Here is a 19419-nt window from a genome sequence, read left to right as displayed (position 1 = left end):
CCGCTCGGTATGCGGAGGCTCTACCCTCCCATCGTGCCAGTGATTGCTGGCGCGGTCCTGTGGGAGTGTCCTCGGCAGGCGGGAGGCGGCATGAGCCAGCGGTACGAGCACGTGCGAGTGGCGGTGATCGGGTCCGGATTCGGCGGTCTCGGCGCCGCCGTCCGGCTGCGCCGCGAGGGGATCACCGACTTCGTCGTACTGGAGCGGGCCGACTCGGTCGGCGGGACCTGGCGGGACAACAGCTACCCCGGCTGCGCCTGCGACGTACCGTCCCACCTCTACTCGTTCTCCTTCGCACCCAACCCGGACTGGCCCCGGACCTTCTCCGGGCAGGAGCACATCCGAGCGTACCTGGAGCACGTCACCGACACCTTCGGGATCCGCCCGCACCTCCGCTTCGGCCACGACGTGCTGAAGGCGCGCTGGAACACCGCCGAACTGCACTGGGAGATCGAGACCTCGCGGGGCGCGTTCACCGCCGACGTCGTGGTCTCCGCCACCGGCCCGCTGTCCGACCCCAAGGTCCCCGAGATCCCCGGACTCGACGGATTCCCCGGCAGGGTCTTCCACTCGGCGCGCTGGGACCACGACTACGACCTGCACGGCAAACGGGTCGCGGTGATCGGGACCGGTGCGTCCGCCATCCAGATCGTGCCGGCGATCCAGCCCCTGGCTGCGAAGCTGACGCTGTTCCAGCGAACCCCGCCCTGGGTGATGCCGCGGATGGACCGGGCCATCGGCGAGGGTGAGCGCCGGCTGCACCGGCTGCTGCCGATCACCGCGACCGTCCGCCGCGGACTGCTCTGGGGCATCAGGGAGTTGCAGGTCAGCGCGTTCACCAAGCGCCCGGAACAGCTCGGCCTGATCGAGTCGCTGGCCAAGGCCAACATGGCCAAGTCCATCAAGGACCCGGCCCTCCGGGCGAAGCTGACGCCGTCCTACCGCATCGGCTGCAAGCGGATCCTGCTGTCCAGCGACTACTACCCGGCGCTCGCCCGGCCCAACGTGGACGTCGTCGCCTCCGGGCTGGCCGAGGTGCGCGGCTCCACCGTGGTGGCCGCCGGAGGCGCGGAGGCCGAGGTCGACGCGATCGTCTTCGGCACCGGCTTCCACGTCACCGACCTGCCGATCGCCGACCGGGTGGTCGGTGCGGACGGCCGCACTCTCGCCGAGGCATGGAAGGACGGGATGGAGTCGCTGCGCGGTGCCACCGCCGCCGGCTTCCCCAACTGGATGACGATCATCGGCCCCAACACCGGCCTCGGGAACAGCTCGATGATCCTGATGATCGAGTCCCAGCTGAACTACATGGCCGACTACCTGCGTCAGCTGGACGTCCTCGGCGGCCGGGTCGCGCTCGGCGCCCGGCCGTCCGCCGTCCGCGCCTGGAACCGGCGGGTCCAGGCGCGGATGAAGCGGACCGTGTGGGACACCGGCTGCTCCAGCTGGTACCTCGACGCGAGCGGCCGCAACACCACTCTCTGGCCCGGTACGACCGGGGAGTTCCGGCGGCAGACCCGCACGGTCGACCTCGCCGAGTACGAGGTGATCCGCGCGCCCCGCACCGCGGCCGCGGACCGGGCGGCCGGGAGCGGCGGAGCCGTCCCCGCCGCGGTGGGGGAGGAGAGCGCGTGAGCGGGTTCGTGAAGCGGGCGGCGGCGACGGCGGCCCCGGCCCCGTCCGTCACCGCCCGCGAACCGACCGGCGTGTCGGCCGACGGCTCCCGTGTACACGTGGAGGTGTACGGCCCCGACGGCGCGCCCGCCGTCGTCCTCGCACACGGCTGGACCTGCTCCGCTCGTGTCTGGGCGGCCCAGATCAGGGAGCTGGCCGCCGGACACCGGGTCATCGCCTACGACCAGCGAGGGCACGGCCGCACCCCCGCCGTCGCCGGGGCCGGGCACAGTACCGAGGCCCTCGCCGACGACCTGGAGGCCGTGCTCGCAGCCGCGCCGGCACCGGGCGAACGGGCCGTACTCGCCGGGCACTCCATGGGCGGGATGACGCTCATGGCGGCCGCCTCGCGGCCGCGGTTCGTCGAGCACGCCGCAGCCGCGCTGCTGTGCAGCACGGGCAGCTCACGGCTCGTGGCCGGTTCGCTGGTGGTGCCGGTGCGGGCCGGTGCGTTCCGGACCCGGCTCACCCGGGCGATCCTGGGCTCGCGTACACCCCTCGGCCCGGTCACCCCGGTCTCCCGGAGGATACCGCGCTACGCGACGATGGCGCCGGGCACGGCACCCGAGCGGGTCGCCGAGTGCGCCCGGATCGTGCACGCCTGTCCGCGCCCGACCCGGGTGGCCTGGGCGCATGTCCTCGCCGCGCTCGATCTGGACGCCGGCGTACGGGAGATGCGGCTGCCCACGGCGGTCGTCTCGGGTACCGCGGACCGGCTCACCCCGATAGGCCACGCCCGGGCGCTCGCCGCGTCGCTGCCCGACTGCGCGGGTCTCGTCGAACTCGCCGGGACGGGGCACATGACCCCGGTGGAGGCCCCGGAGGCCGTCACGGCGGAGATCAGGAAGCCGGTCGAGGCGCACCTGCGACGGGAGGCCGCCGCCGGGCGGGAGGCGCGTACGGTGCGGGAGACCCCCGTCCGGCGGGGCCCCGTGACGGCGCGGGACCCCCATGGGGCGAGGGACTCCTCCACGGTGGGGGACTCCTTCGCGGTGGGGGACCCTCATGGGGCGAGGGACTCCTCCACGCCGAGGGACCCCCTCACGGCGCCTGGCGCAACCGGGCAGCGGGACTCCGTTACCGTGCGGGAGGCCCCCGCCGGGCAGTGCACCCCTATGACGCAGGAGGAGACGGCATGACCAGGGTCAGCCTCGAAGGGCAGGTGGCCGTGGTGACCGGAGCCGCCCGCGGCGTCGGAGAGCTGCTGGCCCGCAGACTCTCCGCGCGCGGGGCCAGGGTCGCCCTCGTCGGACTGGAACCGGACGAACTCGAGTCGGTCGCCGGGCGGTTGCACGGCGAGTGCGGCCACTGGCACGCCGACGTCACCGACCATGAGGCGATGACGCGGGTGGCCCGCGAGGTCAGGGAGCGTTTCGGCAGGGTCGACATCGTCGTCGCCAACGCCGGTGTGGCGACGGGCGGTCCGTTCGCGGACTCCGATCCGGAGGCGTGGCGGCGGGTCATCGAGGTCAACCTCGTCGGCAGCGCGGTCACCTGCCGGGCCTTCCTGCCGGCCCTGGTCGAGTCCCGCGGCTACTACCTCCAGATCGCCTCGCTCGCCGCGATCACCGCGGCGCCGATGATGACGGCGTACTGCGCCTCCAAGTCGGGGGTCGAGGCCTTCGCCCACAGTCTGCGTGCCGAAGTGGGCCACAAGGGCGTGAAGGTGGGTGTCGGCTATCTGTCCTGGACCGACACGGACATGGTGCGCGGGGCCGACCTGCACGATGTGATGAGGGACCTGCGGCAGCGGCTCCCGTGGCCGTCGAACCGCACCTATCCCCTCGGCCCGGCCGTGGACCGGCTCGTCGCCGGGATCGAACGGCGCTCCGCCCATGTGTACGCGCAGTGGTGGCTGCGCGGGATGCAGTCGGTCCGCGGCGGCCTGCCGAGCCTCATCGGACTCGTGGGCCAGCGGGAGATGAGGCGCTACGAACCGCGGCTCAGCGGGATGCGCGCGGGGCTCGTGGGTGCCGGCGGGGCCGCTGACGAGCGGGAACGTACGGAGCGTAACTGATCGAAATGCGCGGAATGTCCGCGCGTGCCAGTCTGGTCGAGGCCCCGGGGGCCGGCCCAACGGCCCCCGTCCCTCTCACCCTTCCAGGAGTGACCAGATGGGTATCCAGGATCAGTTCAAGGACAAGGCGGACCAGCTCAAGGAGCAGGGGAAGCAGAAGCCCGGCATGAAGCAGGAGGCTTCGCAGCGCTCGCCGCAGCAGCGGCCGCAGCAGCGCCCCCCGCAGGAGCGCGGCCAGGAGCGCAGCCGTGAGCACGGCCAGGAGCCCGGCCAGGAGCGCGGTCGTGAGCACGGCCAGGAGCGCCGCCGTCCGGAGCGTGAGATGGGCGACGATCCGATGCACCGCCGTCACGACGCCTGACGTCCGGGGCATGCCCGAGGGGCGCACCCAGTGCACGGGGTGCGCCCCTCTTCCCGTGCGGCCGGGCTGTCCCTCGCCTGTCCCCGGCCCCCGGCCTGCTCCGGGTCTGTCCCCGGCCTCTTCCGGGTCCGTTTCGGGTCAGTTCCAGGCCGGTTTCGGGTCCGTTCAGGGTCGTCGTGGGTCGTCGTGGGTCGTTCCGGGTCCGCCCCGGAGGGTTCGGCGTCGTTGCGCGCGGACCGCTCCACCCGGAGTCAGCCGGGGGCCCGAACGCGAAGGGCGCGCGACCCGGGAGGGCCGCGCCCCCTTCACCCGGCGCGGCGGAAGAGGCCGAACGCGCCCCGTCGTTCAGCGGCGCGGCGGCAGCGGGGGGCGGCGCCGGTCGGGGACGTTCTCGTACCCCGGAGGCGTCTTGGTCGGATCCCGTGCGAGCCGGTCGAGCGCGACCTGCACCGCGGTGTCGAGATCGGTGCGCTTGCCCTCGGCCCAGTGCAGCGGCGGCCGTTCGGCGAAGATGTCCGGCTCGACGCCGTGGTTCTCCACAGACCAGCCGTACGCCTCGAACCATGCGGCGTTCATCGGCACCGTGATCACCGTCCCGTCCACGAGCCGGTGCCGACCGGTCATCCCCACCACACCGCCCCAGGTGCGCTGGCCCACCACGGGGCCCACGCCCAGCAGCTTGAACGCCGCCGTGATCATGTCCCCGTCGGAGGAGGTGGCCTCGTCCGCGAGCGCCACGATCGGTCCGCGCGGGGCGTTCGAGGTGTACGACACCGGCTGGGCGTTCCGCGTCAGGTCCCAGCCCAGGATCCTGCGACTCAGCTGCTCCATGACCAGCTCGCTGATGTGGCCGCCCGCGTTGCCGCGCACGTCCACGATCAGCGACGGCCGCGACACCTCCATCCGCAGGTCGCGGTTGAACTGCGCCCAGCCCGAGCCGCCGAGGTCCGGGATGTGGAGGTAGCCGCACTCGCCTCCGCTCACCTCCCGTACGACCGCACGCCGTTTGGCGACCCAGTCCTGGTAGCGCAGCGGGCGCTCGTCGATCAGCGGCACGATCGCCACCCGCCGCGGCGGGCCCTCGCCGTCGGCCGACCGGAACGTCAGCTCCACGGTGGTCCCCCCTGCCGCGGCCAGCAGCGGGTACGGGCCGGTCACCGGGTCCACCGGGCGTCCTTCGACGTGCGTCAGCACGGCACCCTCGCGGATCCCGGTGCCGGCCAGCGGGGAACGCGCCTTGGAGTCGGAGGAGTCGCCGGGCAGGATCCGCAGGACGGTCCAGCCCTCCTCCCTGCGTGCCAGGTTGGCGCCGAGCAGGCCCATGGCCCGCTGGTAGTGCGCAGGCCCCTCGTTGCGGCGCGCGGGCGTGACATAGGCGTGCGAAGTGCCGAGTTCGCCGAGCACCTCACGGAGCAGGTCGGCGAACTCGTCGGGGGAGGCGACCCGTTGGAGCAGCGGGCGGTACTGGTCCAGCACGGCGGTCCAGTCGATCCCGCACATGCCCGGGTCCCAGAAGTAGTCGCGGATGAGCCGGCCGGCCTCCTCGTACGCGCCGCGCCACTCCGCGGGCGGGTCCACCTCGTGCAGGATCCGGCGCATGTCGAGGTAGACGGTGGAGTCGCCGTCGCCGGACTCGGTCGCCGGCACGGCGCGCAGCTCGCCGTCGTCGAAGACCACCAGCCGGGAACCGTCGCCGCTGACCGCGAACCAGTCGAGGTGCGCGACGAGTTCGGTCCTGCGCGCCTTCGGGATGTCGAAGTACTCCAGGGTCGGCCGGTGCGAGGGGTCGGCGGGGTTGGCGAACGTCTCGCCGAGCGCGCCCGAGATCGGCCACCGCAGCCAGACCAGGCCGCCGCCCGCCACGGGGTGCAGGGAGGAGTACTTGGAGGCGGCCGCGGGGAACGGTGTGACCCGGCTCTCCAGCCCCTCCACCTCCACCATCGCCGCGCCCTCCCCGGTGCCGGCCTCGGCGGGGTCGAGCCCGCCCGCCGCCGGCCGCCCGTCGGGCAGCAGCGCGAACGGGGACGGTGTCGCCGACGACAGCGGTACGAGGTAGGGGCGGCAGCCCAGCGGGAAGGACAGGTCGCCGGTGTGCACGTCGTACACCGGGTCGAAGCCGCGCCAGGACAGGAACGCCAGATAGCGGCCGTCACGGGTGAACACGGGGGACTCGTCCTCGAACCGGCCGTTGGTGACGTCGACGACGGTCCGGGGGCCGGGTCCGTCGATGCGGACCATCTTGATCTGCCGAAGAGAGCGGCCGATGAAGGGGTGCGACCAGGTCAGCCAGTTCCCCTGGGGGGAGAAGGCGAGATCGCGCACGGGCCCGTTGACGGAGCGGATGAGTTCGGTGACGAGGCCGTCGCCGGATCCTTCGGCCTCGCCCGCGGAACCGGAATCCGGGCCGCCGATCGCGGTTTCGGGCGCGGTTTCGGACGCTGTTCCTGGCGCGGTTTCGGGTGCGGCGGCCTCGGCGGGTCGGGCTCCGGGTGCCTCGGTTCCGGCCGCGTCGGCTTCGGCCGCCTTCCCGGTACCCCTCCCGTCCCCGGCTTCGGCCGCCTCGCCGGAATCCCCCGCCTCCGCGGTGCCCGCCACCCCTACCGCCTCGGCCCCCGCCTCTTCCGCCACCGTGAGCAGCAGCAGCCGCCCGTCGTGCGAGGCGATCGCCAGCCGCTCACCGGCCGGGTCCGAGACCATCTCCAGCACCCGGCCCAGCAGTCCCGACGCCAGCCGCCGGGGCGGCCGGTCGCCGCTGGCCCGGGGCAGGTACGCGATCTCGACGGCGTCCTCCCCGTCCGCGTCCGTGACGTACGCGACCTGCCCGCCGCCGCTGCCGAGCATCACCGGCAGCCGTACCCGCACGCCCGGGGTGTCGGCGATGGTGCGCGCCGGCCCGTCGCGGTGGGTCAGCCAGTACAGGCTGCCGCGTACGACGACCGCGCTGGCCCGGCCCGTGGTGTCGACGGAGAGGCCGGCGACGTTGCTGGCGGCGGGCACCTGGTGGCGGCGCCGTCCGGCGCGCGGGCCGCCGAGCCAGACGTCCAGCCGCCGCGGCCGGGAGTCGGGGGCCAGGTCCTCCACGATCCACAGGTCGCCGGCGCACTGGTAGACGACCCGGCTGCCGTCGCTGGAGGCGTGCCGTGCGTAGAAGGCGTCGTGGTCGGTGTGCCGGCGCAGGTCCGTGCCGTCGGGCAGGCAGGAGTACAGGTTCCCGACGCCTTCGTGGTCCGACAGGAACGCGATGCGGCCGCCCACGAACATCGGGCAGTCGAGATGGCCGCCGATGTCCGCGAGCAGCCGTTCGCCGTGCAGGTAGAGCCGCCCCATGGCGCCGCCCCGGTAGCGCTTCCAGCCGGCGGGCTCGTGCGGGGGCTTCCCGGTGAGCAGCAGGGTGCGGTGCCGTCCCCCGGAGTCGGCGACGGAGATGTCGGAGACCGGCCCCCAGGGCAGGCGTCTGCCCGGGTCGCCGTCCGTGGGCAGCTTGTAGGCCCAGGAGAAGTAGGAGAAGGGCTGGCCGTGCGAGGAGACCGCGAGGATGTTGCCGTCCGGGTCCCAGCCGCAGACCCGGGTGTCGGTCGAGCCCCAGTAGCTGAGGCGGCGTGCCGGTCCGCCGCCGACGGGTGCCAGATGGACCTCCGGGTCCAGGCTGCGCCAGCTCGTGTAGGCGATGAGGCTTCCGTCCGGGGAGAAGCGGGGGTGCCCGATCCGGGTCCGATCGACGGTGACCCGCCAGGCCCGGCCGGGGCCCCGGCCCGCCGGGACGAGGGGGGCGATCCAGAGGTCGTCCTCTGCTGCGAAGCACAGCAAGTCGTCGTGCAGATGCGGAAAGCGGAGATACGCGACGTCGTCACTCACTCCTAAATGCTTTCCGTGCGGGGAGGCCCCGGCAACTCGTGGGGCTCGGCTTTTTCGGGCGGTGTGATTGCGGCCCAGGGCACGTACGAAACGGTTTCGTTTCGCTCGATGGTGGGGTACTCTCTGGGTGTACGAAACCGTTTCGTTCGGAAGGTTGGTCATGGCTCGTAGCAGACTCACGCCCGAGCGCGCGGCCGAGCTGTACGAGGCCGTGCTCGACCTGCTGCGCGAGGTCGGTTACGACGCGCTCACCATGGACGCCGTCGCCGCCCGCACCCGTTCCAGCAAGGCCACCCTCTACCGCCAGTGGGGGAGCAAGCCCGAGCTGGTCGCCATGTCGCTGCGCAACAGCAAGCCGGTGGACATCTCCCGGATCGACACCGGCAGCCTGCGCGGCGACCTCCACGAGATGGTGTCCCAGGCGGACGACGGCCAGATGGAGCGGGACAACGCGCTGATGTGCGGCCTCGCCCGGGCGGTCCACGAGAACGACGATCTGCGGCAGGCGCTGCGCGAGCTGTTCATCGAACCCGAGATCACCGGGCTCGACGTACTGCTGCAGCGGGCGGTCGCCCGCGGAGAGGTCTCCGCGGACAACCCCGCCCTGAAGTACCTGTCGCACATGCTGGTGGGCGCGTTCGTGGCCCATCCGCTGATCAGCGACGAGCCCATGCGCCAGAGCGTCCTGCACGAGTACCTCGACGCGGTCGTGCTCCCCGCCCTGGGCGTGCCCGTCGGTGGCGACTGACGTCCGCTCACCGTGCGGGACCTTCCCCATCCCGCGCGGTCCACCCCGCGAAACCCGTCGGCGCAACCCGTCGGCGAAACGCGCCGGCGAGACCCGTCAGGGCGACCCGTCAGGGCGACCCGTCAGGGAAATCGCCTCCGCAACCCAGCGCGACAACCGCCCCACCACCCCAGCGCAGCACCCTCCCCACCCGCAGTTCCGCACAGTCCCACCTGACGCGCACCGCTCACGTCGTCGGGCTGGTCAAGCCTGCCCCTCACCCCTACGACCTGACCGGGAGATCTCCTCGTGGCCACCTTCCTCTACAAACTAGGGCGGTTCGCCTTCCGGCGCCGACGGCTCGTCGCGCTGCTGTGGGTGGGGCTGTTCGCCCTCGCCGGAGTCGCCGCCTCCTCCGCGCCGACCGCCGCGTCGAGTTCCTTCTCCATACCGGGCACCGAGGCCCAGAGGGCCTTCGACCTGCTCGAGGAGCGTTTCCCCGGGACCAGCGCGGACGGCGCGACCGCACGCGTCGTCTTCAAGGCGCCCGACGGCGAGAAGATGACGGACCCCGCCCACCGGGCCGAGGTCGAGAAGGCCGTCGCCGACCTCAGGTCCGGTTCGGACCAGGTCGCCTCGGTCGTCGACCCCTACCAGGCCAAGGCGGTCAGCCGGGACGGCACCATCGCCTACACCCAGGTCTCCTACAAGGTCAGCGGCATGGAGCTGACCGACGAGGACCGGGAGGCCCTCACCGAGGCCGGGGAGGAGGCCAGGGAGGCCGGGCTGACCGTGGAGATCGGCGGCGACGCGCTGCTGGCCGCGCCGGAGACCGGAGCGTCCGAGGTCATCGGCGTCGGTGTCGCCGCGGTCGTCCTGGTGATCACCTTCGGCTCGCTGGTCGCGGCCGGGCTTCCGCTGCTCACCGCCATCATCGGCGTCGGCATCGGCGTCTCCGCCATCACGGCGCTCGCCAGCACCCTCGACCTCGGCTCCACGACGGCCACCCTCGCCACGATGATCGGCCTCGCCGTCGGTATCGACTACGCGCTCTTCATCGTCTCCCGCTACCGGGCCGAACTGGCGGAGGGACGCGACCACGAGGAGGCCGCCGGACGGGCCACCGGCACGGCCGGCTCCGCCGTCGTCTTCGCCGGACTCACCGTGGTCATCGCGCTCGTCGGCCTCGCCGTCGTCAACATCCCCATGCTGAGCAAGATGGGCTTCGCGGCCGCCGGCACGGTGGCCATCGCCGTCCTCATCGCCCTCACCCTGATCCCCGCCCTGCTCGGCTTCGCCGGCAAGCGGGTGCTGGGCCGCAAGGCCCGCAAGCAGACCGAGCCGGCGGGCGACAAGCCCAACATGGGTACGCGGTGGGCCCGGTTCGTCCTGCGCCGCCCGGTCGCCGTGCTGCTCGCCGGTGTCGTGGGCCTCGGAGCCGTGGCCGTGCCGGCCGCGTCGCTCGAGATGGGCCTGCCGGACGACGGCTCCCAGCCCACCAGCACCACCCAGCGCAAGGCGTACGACCTGCTCTCCGAGGGCTTCGGCCCCGGCTTCAACGGGCCGCTGCTCGTCGTCGTCGACGGTGACAAGGCGGCCGCGGAGGGCACGGCGAAGGACATCGCGGGGCTCGACGGCGTCGCGGCCGTCACCCCGGCCACGTACAACAAGGCCGGCGACACCGCGATGATCACGGTGATCCCCGAGGACCGGCCCAGTTCCACGGAGACCGAGGACCTCGTCCGCACCATCCGCGACACCACCGGCGACAACGTGCACGTCACCGGCGCCACCGCGATGAACATCGACTTCTCGCAGCGGATGAACGACGCGCTGGCGCCCTATCTGGCGCTCGTCGTGGGGCTGGCGTTCCTGCTGCTGATGGTGGTCTTCCGGTCCGTCCTGGTGCCGTTGAAGGCGGCACTCGGCTTCCTGCTGTCGGTGGTCGCCGCCCTCGGCGCGGTCGTCGCGGTCTTCCAGTGGGGCTGGCTCGGCTCCCTCTTCGGCGTCGAGCAGACCGGCCCGATCATGTCGATGATGCCGATCTTCATGGTGGGTGTGGTCTTCGGGCTCGCCATGGACTACGAGGTGTTCCTGGTGACACGGATGCGCGAGGCGTTCGTGCACGGGGAGCGGCCGGGCCAGGCGATCGTCACCGGCTTCCGGCACGGGGCCCGGGTGGTCACCGCCGCCGCGGTCATCATGATCGCGGTGTTCGCGGGCTTCATCGGCTCCAGCGAGCAGATGGTGAAGATGATCGGCTTCGGCCTTGCGATCGCGGTCTTCTTCGACGCCTTCGTCGTCCGCATGGCGATCGTGCCGGCGGTGCTCGCGCTGCTGGGCGGCAAGGCCTGGTGGCTGCCGCGCTGGCTCGACCGTGTGCTGCCGAGCGTGGACGTCGAGGGCGAGAAGCTGGGCGGCGCGGGCGCTCCGGCCGGTGACGGCGGCAAGGAGCGGGAGCTGGTCGGCACCTGACCGCGGCCCGGACCGGACGGCGAGTGGCCTCGGTGCGGGTCCGGGCGCGGGTCCGGGCGTTCGCCGGGGCCGGGTCCCGGGTTCCGGGTCGGGTTCCGCCCGGTCCGGAACCCGGGGACACCGGGACACCGGGAGCGCGGGGAGCGCGGGGAGCGCAGAGGCGCTGGGAACGCAGGGAGTTCGGACAACCGACGCCGTCGACCGGACAACTGGCGGCAAGCGGCCCGCTCTCACCGGCTCTCACCAGGCGTCCGCCTGCATACGCCGAAGCCGTCCGGTGGCCGCACCGAATCCGTCCGGCGGACGGCAGCACCGTAGTCGCCCGGCGGCACACGCCGGGCGACTCGGGAGCACCCTGGGTGCCCACCGGCCGGCCGGTGGGCACCGGTGTGCCGCGCGGGCGCGTGCAGGGCCGGACGGGGGCCCGTCCCGCCCGTCCGGTGGTGTCACACCCGGGTGGCGGGCGCGACCGCCTCCTCGCGGGTGCGGTGCAGGAAACGTACGAGGGGACGGGCGTCGAACTGGATCACCGACACCCCGTCCGGTGAATGGAACTCGACGACCACCTGGGCACGGCCACAGGGCCACACGGCCACCGGACCCCTGCGGGCCGGTGCACGTAGGCCCGCCTCCAGGAGTTCGCGGCGGAAAGCCCACTCGGTGCCGCCGGGGAAGACGCACCTGACCGCGTCGGCGTCTCCGCCGGGTTCGTAGCGGAGGGCCACCGGTACCGACCGGTAGTGAGGGGCGTCGTTGATGATGCGGGCCTTGGCGTGCTCTACGACAGAGGGACTATCGGCATGGTGAGACATCAGACGCTCCCACTTCTGCTCTCTTTGTCTTCTAATGTCCCATATTTTGCCTCCAAAGGGCCAGGCGGGCGCTTGTATCTGTCGCTGATACGCTCTTGCAATTGATTCGCAACAGGGCACATCATCGGACGGTCGACCAGCCGGGCCGACGCGGCCTGTATCGGAAGCGGAGCCCGCCATGCATGTCCCCGACGGATTCATCGACCTCCCCGTCTCCGCCGCGGCCGGGGTCGCCGCGGCCGCTGCCGTCGCCGTGAGTCTGCGCGGTGCCCGGCGGGAACTCGGCGGTACCAGCCACGTCGGAGGCTACGGAGGAGAGCGGACCGCGCCGCTCGCGGGACTCGTCGCCGCGTTCATCTTCGCCGTCCAGATGCTCAACTTCCCCGTGGCGGCCGGAACCAGCGGCCATCTGCTGGGCGGCGCGCTGGCCGCGATCCTCGTCGGGCCGTACACGGGCGTGCTGTGCATATCCGTGGTCCTGCTGCTGCAGGGCGTCCTCTTCGCAGACGGCGGTCTCACGGCGCTCGGCGTCAACATCCTGGTCATGGGCGTGGTCACGACCGTCGTCGCCTACACCCTGTTCCGGGCCCTGGTGCGGGTACTGCCCCGCAGCCGCAGGTCGGTGACGGCCGCCACCTTCGTCGCGGCCCTGGTCTCCGTGCCGGCGTCCGCGATCGCCTTCACGCTGCTCTACGCGATCGGCGGCACCACCGACGTGCCCGTCGGCACTGTCCTGGGCGCGATGACCGGCGTCCATATCCTCATCGGCCTCGGCGAGGCCGCGATCACGGCGCTGACCGTCGGCACCGTCCTCGCCGTGCGGCCCGACCTCGTCCACGGCGCTCGCGGACTGTCCGCGCCGCTCAAACTGCGTGTGGGCGGCGAACTGGTCGACACCGCACCGGACACCGCGCCCGCGCCCGCCGCCTCCCCGCGTCCGGTGCTGCTCGCCGGTCTGGCGATCTCCCTGGTGCTGGCCGGCTTCGTCTCCTTCTACGCCTCCGCCGACCCCGACGGTCTGGAGAGGGTCGCGGCCGACAAGGGCATCGACACCGAGGTGGAGGACCACGCCGCCGCCGACTCCCCGCTCGCCGACTACGGCATCACGGGATTCGACAACGCCCGGGTCTCCGGCGGCCTCGCGGGAGCCGTCGGCGTCGGCGCGACGCTGGCGGTGGGCACCGGGGTCTTCCTCGTGGTCCGCCGGCGCCGCCTCGACACCACCGATGCGGGCAGGGAGTCCGTGCCGTCCTGAGGACGCGAGGACCTGAGGACGCGAGGACCTGAGGACGCGAGGAGCGGAGCCGGAATGAGCAACGGGCACGCGCACAAGCTGTACCGGCACGGGGGTTCACCGGTCCATCTGCTGCCGCCGCACTGCAAGATCGCCGCGGCCCTCTGCTTCGTGCTGGTCGTGGTCTCCACACCGCGCGAGGCGGTCTGGGCCTTCGGCCTGTACGCGCTGCTGCTGGCCGTCGTCGCCGCGGCGGCCCGTGTCCCGGCGGGCTTCGTGCTGCGCCGGATGGTGATCGAGGTCCCGTTCGTCGCCTTCGCGCTGCTGATGCCCTTCCTGGTGCCGGGCGAGCGCACCGAGTGGCTCGGGGTCTCGCTGTCCGTGCCGGGACTGTGGGGTGCCTGGAACATCCTCGCCAAGGGGACGCTGGGCGTCGCCACCTCCGTGCTCCTCGCCTCGACCACCGAGCTGCGCTCCCTGCTGCTCGGACTGCAGCGGCTGCGGCTGCCGCCGCTGATGGTGCAGATCGCCTCCTTCATGGTCCGCTACGGCGACGTCGTCGCCGACGAGATGCGGCGGATGTCCATCGCCCGCCGCTCACGGGGGTTCGAGGCCCGGGGCGTGCACCACTGGGGCGTGCTCGCGAAGTCCGCGGGCGCGCTGTTCATCCGCTCCTACGAACGCGGCGAGCGGGTGCATCTGGCCATGGTCAGCCGCGGCTACACCGGCACCATGCCCGTCATCGACGAGGTGGTCGCGTCCCGCGCGCAGTGGGCGTACGCCGCCGCACTCCCCTTCTCGGCACTCGCCGTCTGTCTGCTTGGCTGGACCCTATGACCTCGCACCCTCCGGCAGCCGCCGTCCCGCCGTCGCTCGACGTACGCGGGCTGGCGTACGCGTACCCCGACGGCCACCAGGCCCTCTTCGGGGTCGACCTGACCGTCGGGCGCGGTGAACGGGTCGCCCTGCTCGGCCCCAACGGCGCCGGGAAGACCACCCTCGTCCTCCACCTCAACGGCATCCTCGTCGGCGGTGCCGGCTCGGTCGCCGTCGCCGGGCTGCCGGTCGGCAGACAGCACATGGCGGAGGTCCGGCGCAGGGTCGGCATCGTCTTCCAGGACCCGGACGACCAGTTGTTCATGCCGACCGTGCGCGAGGACGTCGCCTTCGGCCCGGCGGCGGCCGGCCTGCGCGGCGAGGACCTGGAGAGGCGGGTCCGCACGGCGCTCGACCGGGTGGGGATGACGGAGTACGGGGACCGGCCGCCGCACCACCTGTCCTTCGGCCAGCGGCGCCGGGTGGCGGTCGCCACCGTCCTCGCCATGGAGCCGGAGATCCTCGTACTCGACGAGCCCTCGTCCAATCTGGACCCGGCCTCCCGGCGCGAACTCGCCGACATCCTGCGCTCGCTGGACGTCACGGTCCTGATGGTCACACACGACCTGCCGTACGCGCTGGAGCTCTGCCCGCGCTCGGTGATCCTCAGCGAGGGCGTCATCGCCGCCGACGGGCGTACGCGGGACCTGCTGGCCGACCCCGAACTCATGCGCGCACACCGGCTGGAACTGCCGTTCGGCTTCGACCCGCGCGCCGTGACGACGGGCGCGTGAAGGGAACGACCGGCGCGTGAGCGCGCGGACGGGCACGCGACCCCCGCGCGGGCGCGGGTGCGCAATTGGTGCGTGATCTTGGTCCGGATGTGACATGGCGGCCCCCGCGCGGGCGCGCACGAACTCGGCAGGCGCCTCGTCGTAGGCGCTCCGCCCGGCACCTGCGCGGGCGCGTGCACTTCTACGACCGGCGTGTGCACGCCCTGACCGGCGCGTGAGCGGGACGACGGGCGCGAAGTCGCCGCCGGGCTCCCGGCCGTGCCTCGCCCGCGAGCGGCACGCCGCGGCCGCGGCACACCGTCCGCTCCGGGGATCGCGATCCCGCCCACCCGCGGCAACCCGGCGGCAGCGCGGCGGCAACCCGGCGACACCGGCGCACCTCCGCCGGTCCGCGCGGTGACGCGACCGAGCCGGTGACGGCCCGGCTCCGCTGGTGACGCGATCGAACCTGTGACGGCCCGGCTCCGCTGGTGACGCGATCGAACCTGCGACGGCCCGGCTCCGCTGGTGACGCGATCGAGCCGGTGACAGCCCGGCTCCGCCGGTGACGGCCCGGAATCCCCTCACCTCCCGGCACGTTGCACCATGATGGGGCGAGGGGCAGGGCGGAACGGCAGGGAGGGGTGACGTGGACGTGGACGTGGACGTCCGGGGCACGGTCGCGGAAGGCTTCGAGCCCGTCCGGGACGCGTTCGTACGCAACTTCGAGGCGCGTGGGGAACGCGGCGCCGCTGTCGCCGTCTACCGGGACGGAGTGAAGGTCGTCGACCTCTGGGGCGGCACCCGGGACGTGCACGGCACCGAGCCGTGGGCCGTGGACACCGCGCAGGTCGTGCGCTCGGCCACCAAGGGCGTCGCCGCCGCCGTGCCGCTGCTGCTGCACCAGCGCGGGCAGCTCGACCTGGACGCGCCCGTCGGCACGTACTGGCCGGAGTTCAAGGCCGCCGGCAAGGAACGGGCGCTGGTGCGGCACCTGCTGTCGCACCGGGCCGGGGTACCCGCGCTCGACCGGCCGCTCACCCCGGCGGAGGCCGCCGACGGCACGACCGGGGCGCGCGCCGTCGCCGCCCAGGCACCCGCCTGGGAGCCCGGCACCGATCACGGCTACCACGCGCAGACCTACGGCTGGCTGCTGGCGGAACTCGTCCGCAGGGTCACCGGACGCACCATCGGCCGCTGGACGGCAGAGGAGATAGCCCGCCCGCTCGGCCTGGACTTCTGGATCGGGGCACCCGACGACGAGGCCCACCGGATCGGCCGGATCGGCCGGATCGAGGAACCGCCCACGGCGTCCGGCGGCGGCCTGAAACTGCGTCCCAAGCGCTCCGTCGCCGAGGCCTACAGCGACCCGGACTCCCTCACCCGACGGGCCTTCGGCGCGATCGACCCGGTGCCCGACGAGAACGACCCCGGCTACCGCTCCGCGGAACTCCCGGCCTCGGGCGGCGTATCCACCGCCCGCGCGCTGGCCCGCTTCTACGCGGCGACCATCGGACCGGTCGACGGGAACCGGCTCTTCGCCCCCGCCACACTTACCCTCGCCCGCACCGAGGAGTCCACCGGACCCGACCGCGTCCTCGTCGTCGGCACCCGCTTCGGCCTCGGCTACCTGCTCCACGGCCCGGCCTGCCCGCTGCTGGGCCCCGGTTCCTTCGGCCACCCGGGCCGTGGTGGTTCGCTCGCCTTCGCCGACCCGGAGTCCGGTGTCGCCCTCGGTTATGTGACCAACGGGATGCGCAAGGGCGTCACGGCCGACCCCCGGGCGCAGGCTCTGGTCAGGGCGGTCCGCTCGGCTACATGACCGGCACTGTGCCGTGGGCGGCGTACCGAGGGGAACGCCGCACCGGCCCCCGGGCGGGACGGTGCGGGACAGCGCGTGCGGCACCGCCGAGAGCACCGGGTACGGCCGGCCGGCGCACCCGGCAGCGGCGCGAACCGGACGGCCACCGCGCCGACCGCGGCCGCCCCGCCGACGGTCTGTGTGAGCGCGACGAAGCGGTCCTCGATGGCGTGGGCGATCGCGTACCGGTCGGCGTGCGCCACCGCTGCGGCGTGCGCCACCGCCGCGGCGAGGACCGCAGCCGGGGCGAGAACCGCAGCCGTGACCGCCGGCCGTCACGCCGTGCGCTCGCGCACGTCCACCAGCTTCGCGCCCGCGTGTGCGATCACGGACGCGGGGTCGAGCGGGAACACGGTATGCGGGGTACCGGCCGCAGCCCACACCACGGCGTGGCCGAGCAGACCCCGGTCGGCGAGCACCCGGGTCGCCGTTCGGTGCCCGAAGGGCGGCACACCGCCGATCGCGTAGCCGGTCGTCTCCCGTACGAGGTCCGCGTCGGCCCGCCGGACCGCCGCGGCGCCCAGCTCCCGCCGCACCAGCTCCACGTCGACGCGCGACGAGCCGTCCATCAGCACCAGCACCGGCTCGTCGTCCTCCGTGCCTTCCTCCGTGCCCTCCGTGCCCTCCGCCCCCGGGATCCCCCGGGCGACGAACACCAGCGACTTGACGATCTCGGCCACATCGCAGCCGATCGCGTCCGCGGCCTGGGCGGCCGTTCGCGTGGCGTCGGGGAAGCGGCGTACCTCGACGTCGAGACCGAGCGTGCGCAGGGCCTCGGCGAAACGGGGGTGGGCGGGGGTCTCGGCGGTATTCATGGGCGGCAACGCTAGCGGTGGCCGTACAGGCCACGCGACACGGTTTCGGTGGCCGTACGCGGATGGGGGTGGGCGGCAGCGACACGCGTGCGCCCCGGGCGGCCGCTCCTGCCCCGGCTTGCCCCGGTCCCGGCCCGGTTCCGGCTCCTGCCCCGGTCCCGGACCTTGCTTCGGTCCCGGCCCGGTCCCGGCTCCTGCCCCGGTCCCGGACCTGGGCCGGGGCAGGAGCCGGGGCCGCTCTGACTGCGCCGTCGGCGTCAGCCGGACCTGAGCACCGACGCCACCAGCGGCCCGGCCGCGTCACCGCCGTGTCCGCCCGCCTGCACCACCGCGGCGGCCGCCAGGTCCCCGGCGAACCCGGCGAACCAGCTGTTCGACGTGGCCTGCCCGTCCACCTCCGCAGACCCCGTCTTGGCGCCCTTGTCCCCGGGCACGCCGGCCATCGCCTGCGCGCCCGAGCCCCACTGGGCGGTGGCCCGCATCATGTCCCGCAGCTGCCGCCATACCGATCCCGACAACTGCCGGTTCGCGGTGGCCAGTTCACGGCCGTCCAGCGAGCGAGGCACGATGACGGGCTGCCGGAAGCCTCCGTTCTTGGCCGTGGCGGTCATGGAGGCGACGGTCAGCGCGTTCATCTGTATCGTGCCCTGGCCGATGTACTGGGCGGCCGCCTCCCCTCCGCTGCCCTCCGGCACCGAGCCGTCGAAGGTCGGCACCCCGGTGCTCCAGTCGAGCCCGATACCGAAGGCGTCCCGTGCCAGTCTCGACAGTGCCGCGTCGTCGCCGACGTCGTCGATCAGCTTGATGAAGGCGGTGTTGCAGGAGCGGGCGAAGCTCCGGGTGAACGTCCCGTCGGGGATGTCGAAGTGGTCCAGGTTGTGGAAGGTCCGCCCCTGGTACATCGCGTACTTCGGGCACTCCGCCTTCCGGTCGGCGGCGACCAGCCCCTTGTCCAGCAGCAGCGCGGCAGTCGCGATCTTCATCGTCGAACCGGGCGCCTGTTGCCCGCCGAGCGCCGCGTTGAATCCGTCCTCGCGGTTGTTGGCCACGGCGCGGATCTCGCCCGTGCTCGGCCTGATCGCGACGACCGACGCCTCGCTGTGCCGCTTCACGGCCTGCTCGGCCGCGGCCTGAACGTCGGCGTCGAGCGTCGTCACCAACTCGCCGGGCTCGCCCTCGGCCAGCGTCAGCACCGTGCTGTCGGTACTGCCGGTACTGCCCGTGCCATTTGAACTGCCCGTGCCATTCGTACTGCCCGTACTGCCCGTACTGCCCGTGCCGTCCGTGCCGTCCGGCCGGCTGATGACCAGCTCCACCCCCGGCTTCCCGCCCGCCTCGTCCCCGTACCTCTGCCGCAGTTGGTCGAGCACCGGACCGAGCGAGGGGTACTTCTCCTTCGTCAGTTCCCTGCCCCTGCGGTCGACGGCCCTGATCGGCGGCTCGGCCGTGGGACCCGTCTTCAGCCGCGCCCCCTTGACGAGCTGCGGGTGGACGACGGACGGAGCCCAGTCGACGAGCGGGCGGCCGGTGGTCAGACCGCGGACGACCGTGAGTTCGGAAGCGTACGTCCAGGGCTTGCTCGCGCCCTTGTACGAGACCGTGGCGCTGACCGTGAACGGCACCTTCGGCCCGACCGGCTTCCCCTGCTTCATCGTCACGCCGCTGACGTGGGCACCGTCGCGGAAGGAGCTGAGCAGCGGCTCCGCCTCGGCGGCGTTGTCGGTGAGCCGCGCGGCCCGCGCCGCCTCCCCGGACGCCCAGGCGGCGAGGAAGCCGTCCGCGGTCGTGCGGATCTCCTCGGCGCTCGGCGGCCCCGAACTCTTCGTGACGGCAGCTGACTTCGGCTCCGTACCACCGCCGTCACCGCCTTCCAGGGCGCTGAGGGCCCCGTACCCCACACCGCCCGCGAACAGTACGAACACACCGCCCACGACGGCGATCCTGGCTCCACTGCGCATACCGCAGTCCCTCCCCCGGGCTCCCCATGGTCTCGAACATC

13 protein-coding genes and 1 pseudogene are annotated in these 19419 nt (G+C 73.1%); 10 read left to right on the top strand and 4 right to left on the bottom strand.

From position 1 onward, the window contains the following. Nucleotides 1-90 precede the first annotated feature (90 nt). From DDQ41_RS11820 to DDQ41_RS11805, 4 genes and pseudogenes are all read left to right on the top strand, one after another. Nucleotides 91-1635 carry a flavin-containing monooxygenase gene (locus DDQ41_RS11820; RefSeq protein WP_109294469.1) on the top strand — a complete coding sequence of 515 codons (1545 nt, stop codon included), beginning with the start codon at nucleotides 91-93 and terminating at the stop codon, nucleotides 1633-1635. After that, nucleotides 1632-2558: pseudogene (locus DDQ41_RS11815) on the top strand (alpha/beta fold hydrolase); the annotation flags it as partial. The gene DDQ41_RS11820 and the pseudogene DDQ41_RS11815, both read left to right, overlap by 4 nt. A gap of 251 nt (nucleotides 2559-2809) precedes the next feature. Continuing rightward, nucleotides 2810-3691, top strand: a complete 882-nt coding sequence (locus DDQ41_RS11810; RefSeq protein ID WP_109294468.1) for an SDR family oxidoreductase — start codon at nucleotides 2810-2812, stop codon at nucleotides 3689-3691. 97 nt (nucleotides 3692-3788) lie between these two features. Continuing rightward, nucleotides 3789-4052 carry a hypothetical protein gene (locus DDQ41_RS11805; protein WP_109294467.1) on the top strand — a complete coding sequence of 88 codons (264 nt, stop codon included), beginning with the start codon at nucleotides 3789-3791 and terminating at the stop codon, nucleotides 4050-4052. A gap of 345 nt (nucleotides 4053-4397) precedes the next feature. Here the strand turns inward: DDQ41_RS11805 and DDQ41_RS11800 are convergent, their stop codons facing one another. Beyond that, on the bottom strand, nucleotides 4398-7907 hold the full coding sequence (locus tag DDQ41_RS11800; protein WP_109294466.1) for a S41 family peptidase: 3510 nt from the start codon (nucleotides 7905-7907) through the stop codon (nucleotides 4398-4400). Between the two features lie 160 nt (nucleotides 7908-8067). On the opposite strand from DDQ41_RS11800, the gene DDQ41_RS11795 reads away from it, so the two are divergent. Beyond that, nucleotides 8068-8655 carry a TetR/AcrR family transcriptional regulator gene (locus DDQ41_RS11795; RefSeq protein ID WP_109294465.1) on the top strand — a complete coding sequence of 196 codons (588 nt, stop codon included), beginning with the start codon at nucleotides 8068-8070 and terminating at the stop codon, nucleotides 8653-8655. 288 nt (nucleotides 8656-8943) lie between these two features. Then, nucleotides 8944-11109 (top strand): MMPL family transporter, encoded by a 2166-nt coding sequence (locus tag DDQ41_RS11790; protein ID WP_109294464.1) that lies wholly within the window; start codon nucleotides 8944-8946, stop codon nucleotides 11107-11109. Nucleotides 11110-11555: 446 nt separating this feature from the next. On the opposite strand, the gene DDQ41_RS11785 is transcribed toward DDQ41_RS11790, so the two are convergent. Beyond that, on the bottom strand, nucleotides 11556-11921 hold the full coding sequence (locus tag DDQ41_RS11785) for an SsgA family sporulation/cell division regulator (protein WP_109294463.1): 366 nt from the start codon (nucleotides 11919-11921) through the stop codon (nucleotides 11556-11558). Nucleotides 11922-12099: 178 nt separating this feature from the next. On the opposite strand from DDQ41_RS11785, the gene DDQ41_RS11780 reads away from it, so the two are divergent. The 4 genes from DDQ41_RS11780 (at nucleotide 12100) to DDQ41_RS11765 (ending at nucleotide 16566) form a co-directional block, all read left to right on the top strand. Continuing rightward, nucleotides 12100-13176, top strand: coding sequence for an energy-coupling factor ABC transporter permease (locus tag DDQ41_RS11780; RefSeq protein WP_109294462.1), 1077 nt, complete (start codon nucleotides 12100-12102; stop codon nucleotides 13174-13176). Nucleotides 13177-13230: 54 nt separating this feature from the next. Beyond that, nucleotides 13231-13992: a cobalt ECF transporter T component CbiQ gene (cbiQ, locus tag DDQ41_RS11775; protein WP_109294461.1), complete on the top strand. Its 762-nt coding sequence runs from the start codon at nucleotides 13231-13233 to the stop codon at nucleotides 13990-13992. Continuing rightward, entirely contained in the window at nucleotides 13989-14765 is a 777-nt protein-coding gene (locus tag DDQ41_RS11770; protein WP_109294460.1) for an energy-coupling factor ABC transporter ATP-binding protein, read from the top strand. The genes cbiQ and DDQ41_RS11770 overlap by 4 nt, the downstream gene beginning before the upstream one ends. A gap of 640 nt (nucleotides 14766-15405) precedes the next feature. After that, a complete protein-coding gene (locus tag DDQ41_RS11765) occupies nucleotides 15406-16566 on the top strand; it encodes a serine hydrolase domain-containing protein (RefSeq protein ID WP_167450311.1) in 1161 nt (386 codons plus the stop codon). A 314-nt stretch (nucleotides 16567-16880) separates the two neighbouring features. Here DDQ41_RS11765 and DDQ41_RS11760 read toward each other — a convergent pair whose 3' ends face one another. Both DDQ41_RS11760 and DDQ41_RS11755 read right to left on the bottom strand, forming a co-directional pair. Beyond that, a complete protein-coding gene (locus DDQ41_RS11760) occupies nucleotides 16881-17420 on the bottom strand; it encodes a YbaK/EbsC family protein (RefSeq protein ID WP_109294459.1) in 540 nt (179 codons plus the stop codon). 257 nt (nucleotides 17421-17677) lie between these two features. Beyond that, nucleotides 17678-19378, bottom strand: coding sequence for a penicillin-binding transpeptidase domain-containing protein (locus DDQ41_RS11755; protein WP_109294458.1), 1701 nt, complete (start codon nucleotides 19376-19378; stop codon nucleotides 17678-17680). Nucleotides 19379-19419: the final 41 nt, after the last annotated feature.

It is taken from the genome of Streptomyces spongiicola (assembly GCF_003122365.1).
Lineage (GTDB): Bacteria > Actinomycetota > Actinomycetes > Streptomycetales > Streptomycetaceae > Streptomyces > Streptomyces spongiicola.
This window is presented reverse-complemented; position numbering and strand designations above follow the sequence as displayed.

What these genes read in the sequence shown, in the direction of transcription:
- DDQ41_RS11820 (WP_109294469.1), top strand. Translation starts at nt 91, where the DNA reads ATGAGCCAGCGGTACGAGCACGTGCGAGTGGCGGTGATCGGGTCCGGA.
- DDQ41_RS11810 (WP_109294468.1), top strand. Translation starts at nt 2,810, where the DNA reads ATGACCAGGGTCAGCCTCGAAGGGCAGGTGGCCGTGGTGACCGGAGCC.
- DDQ41_RS11805 (WP_109294467.1), top strand. Translation starts at nt 3,789, where the DNA reads ATGGGTATCCAGGATCAGTTCAAGGACAAGGCGGACCAGCTCAAGGAG.
- DDQ41_RS11795 (WP_109294465.1), top strand. Translation starts at nt 8,068, where the DNA reads ATGGCTCGTAGCAGACTCACGCCCGAGCGCGCGGCCGAGCTGTACGAG.
- DDQ41_RS11785 (WP_109294463.1), bottom strand. Translation starts at nt 11,921, where the DNA reads ATGTCTCACCATGCCGATAGTCCCTCTGTCGTAGAGCACGCCAAGGCC.
- DDQ41_RS11780 (WP_109294462.1), top strand. Translation starts at nt 12,100, where the DNA reads ATGCATGTCCCCGACGGATTCATCGACCTCCCCGTCTCCGCCGCGGCC.
- cbiQ (WP_109294461.1), top strand. Translation starts at nt 13,231, where the DNA reads ATGAGCAACGGGCACGCGCACAAGCTGTACCGGCACGGGGGTTCACCG.
- DDQ41_RS11770 (WP_109294460.1), top strand. Translation starts at nt 13,989, where the DNA reads ATGACCTCGCACCCTCCGGCAGCCGCCGTCCCGCCGTCGCTCGACGTA.
- DDQ41_RS11760 (WP_109294459.1), bottom strand. Translation starts at nt 17,420, where the DNA reads ATGAATACCGCCGAGACCCCCGCCCACCCCCGTTTCGCCGAGGCCCTG.
- DDQ41_RS11755 (WP_109294458.1), bottom strand. Translation starts at nt 19,378, where the DNA reads ATGCGCAGTGGAGCCAGGATCGCCGTCGTGGGCGGTGTGTTCGTACTG.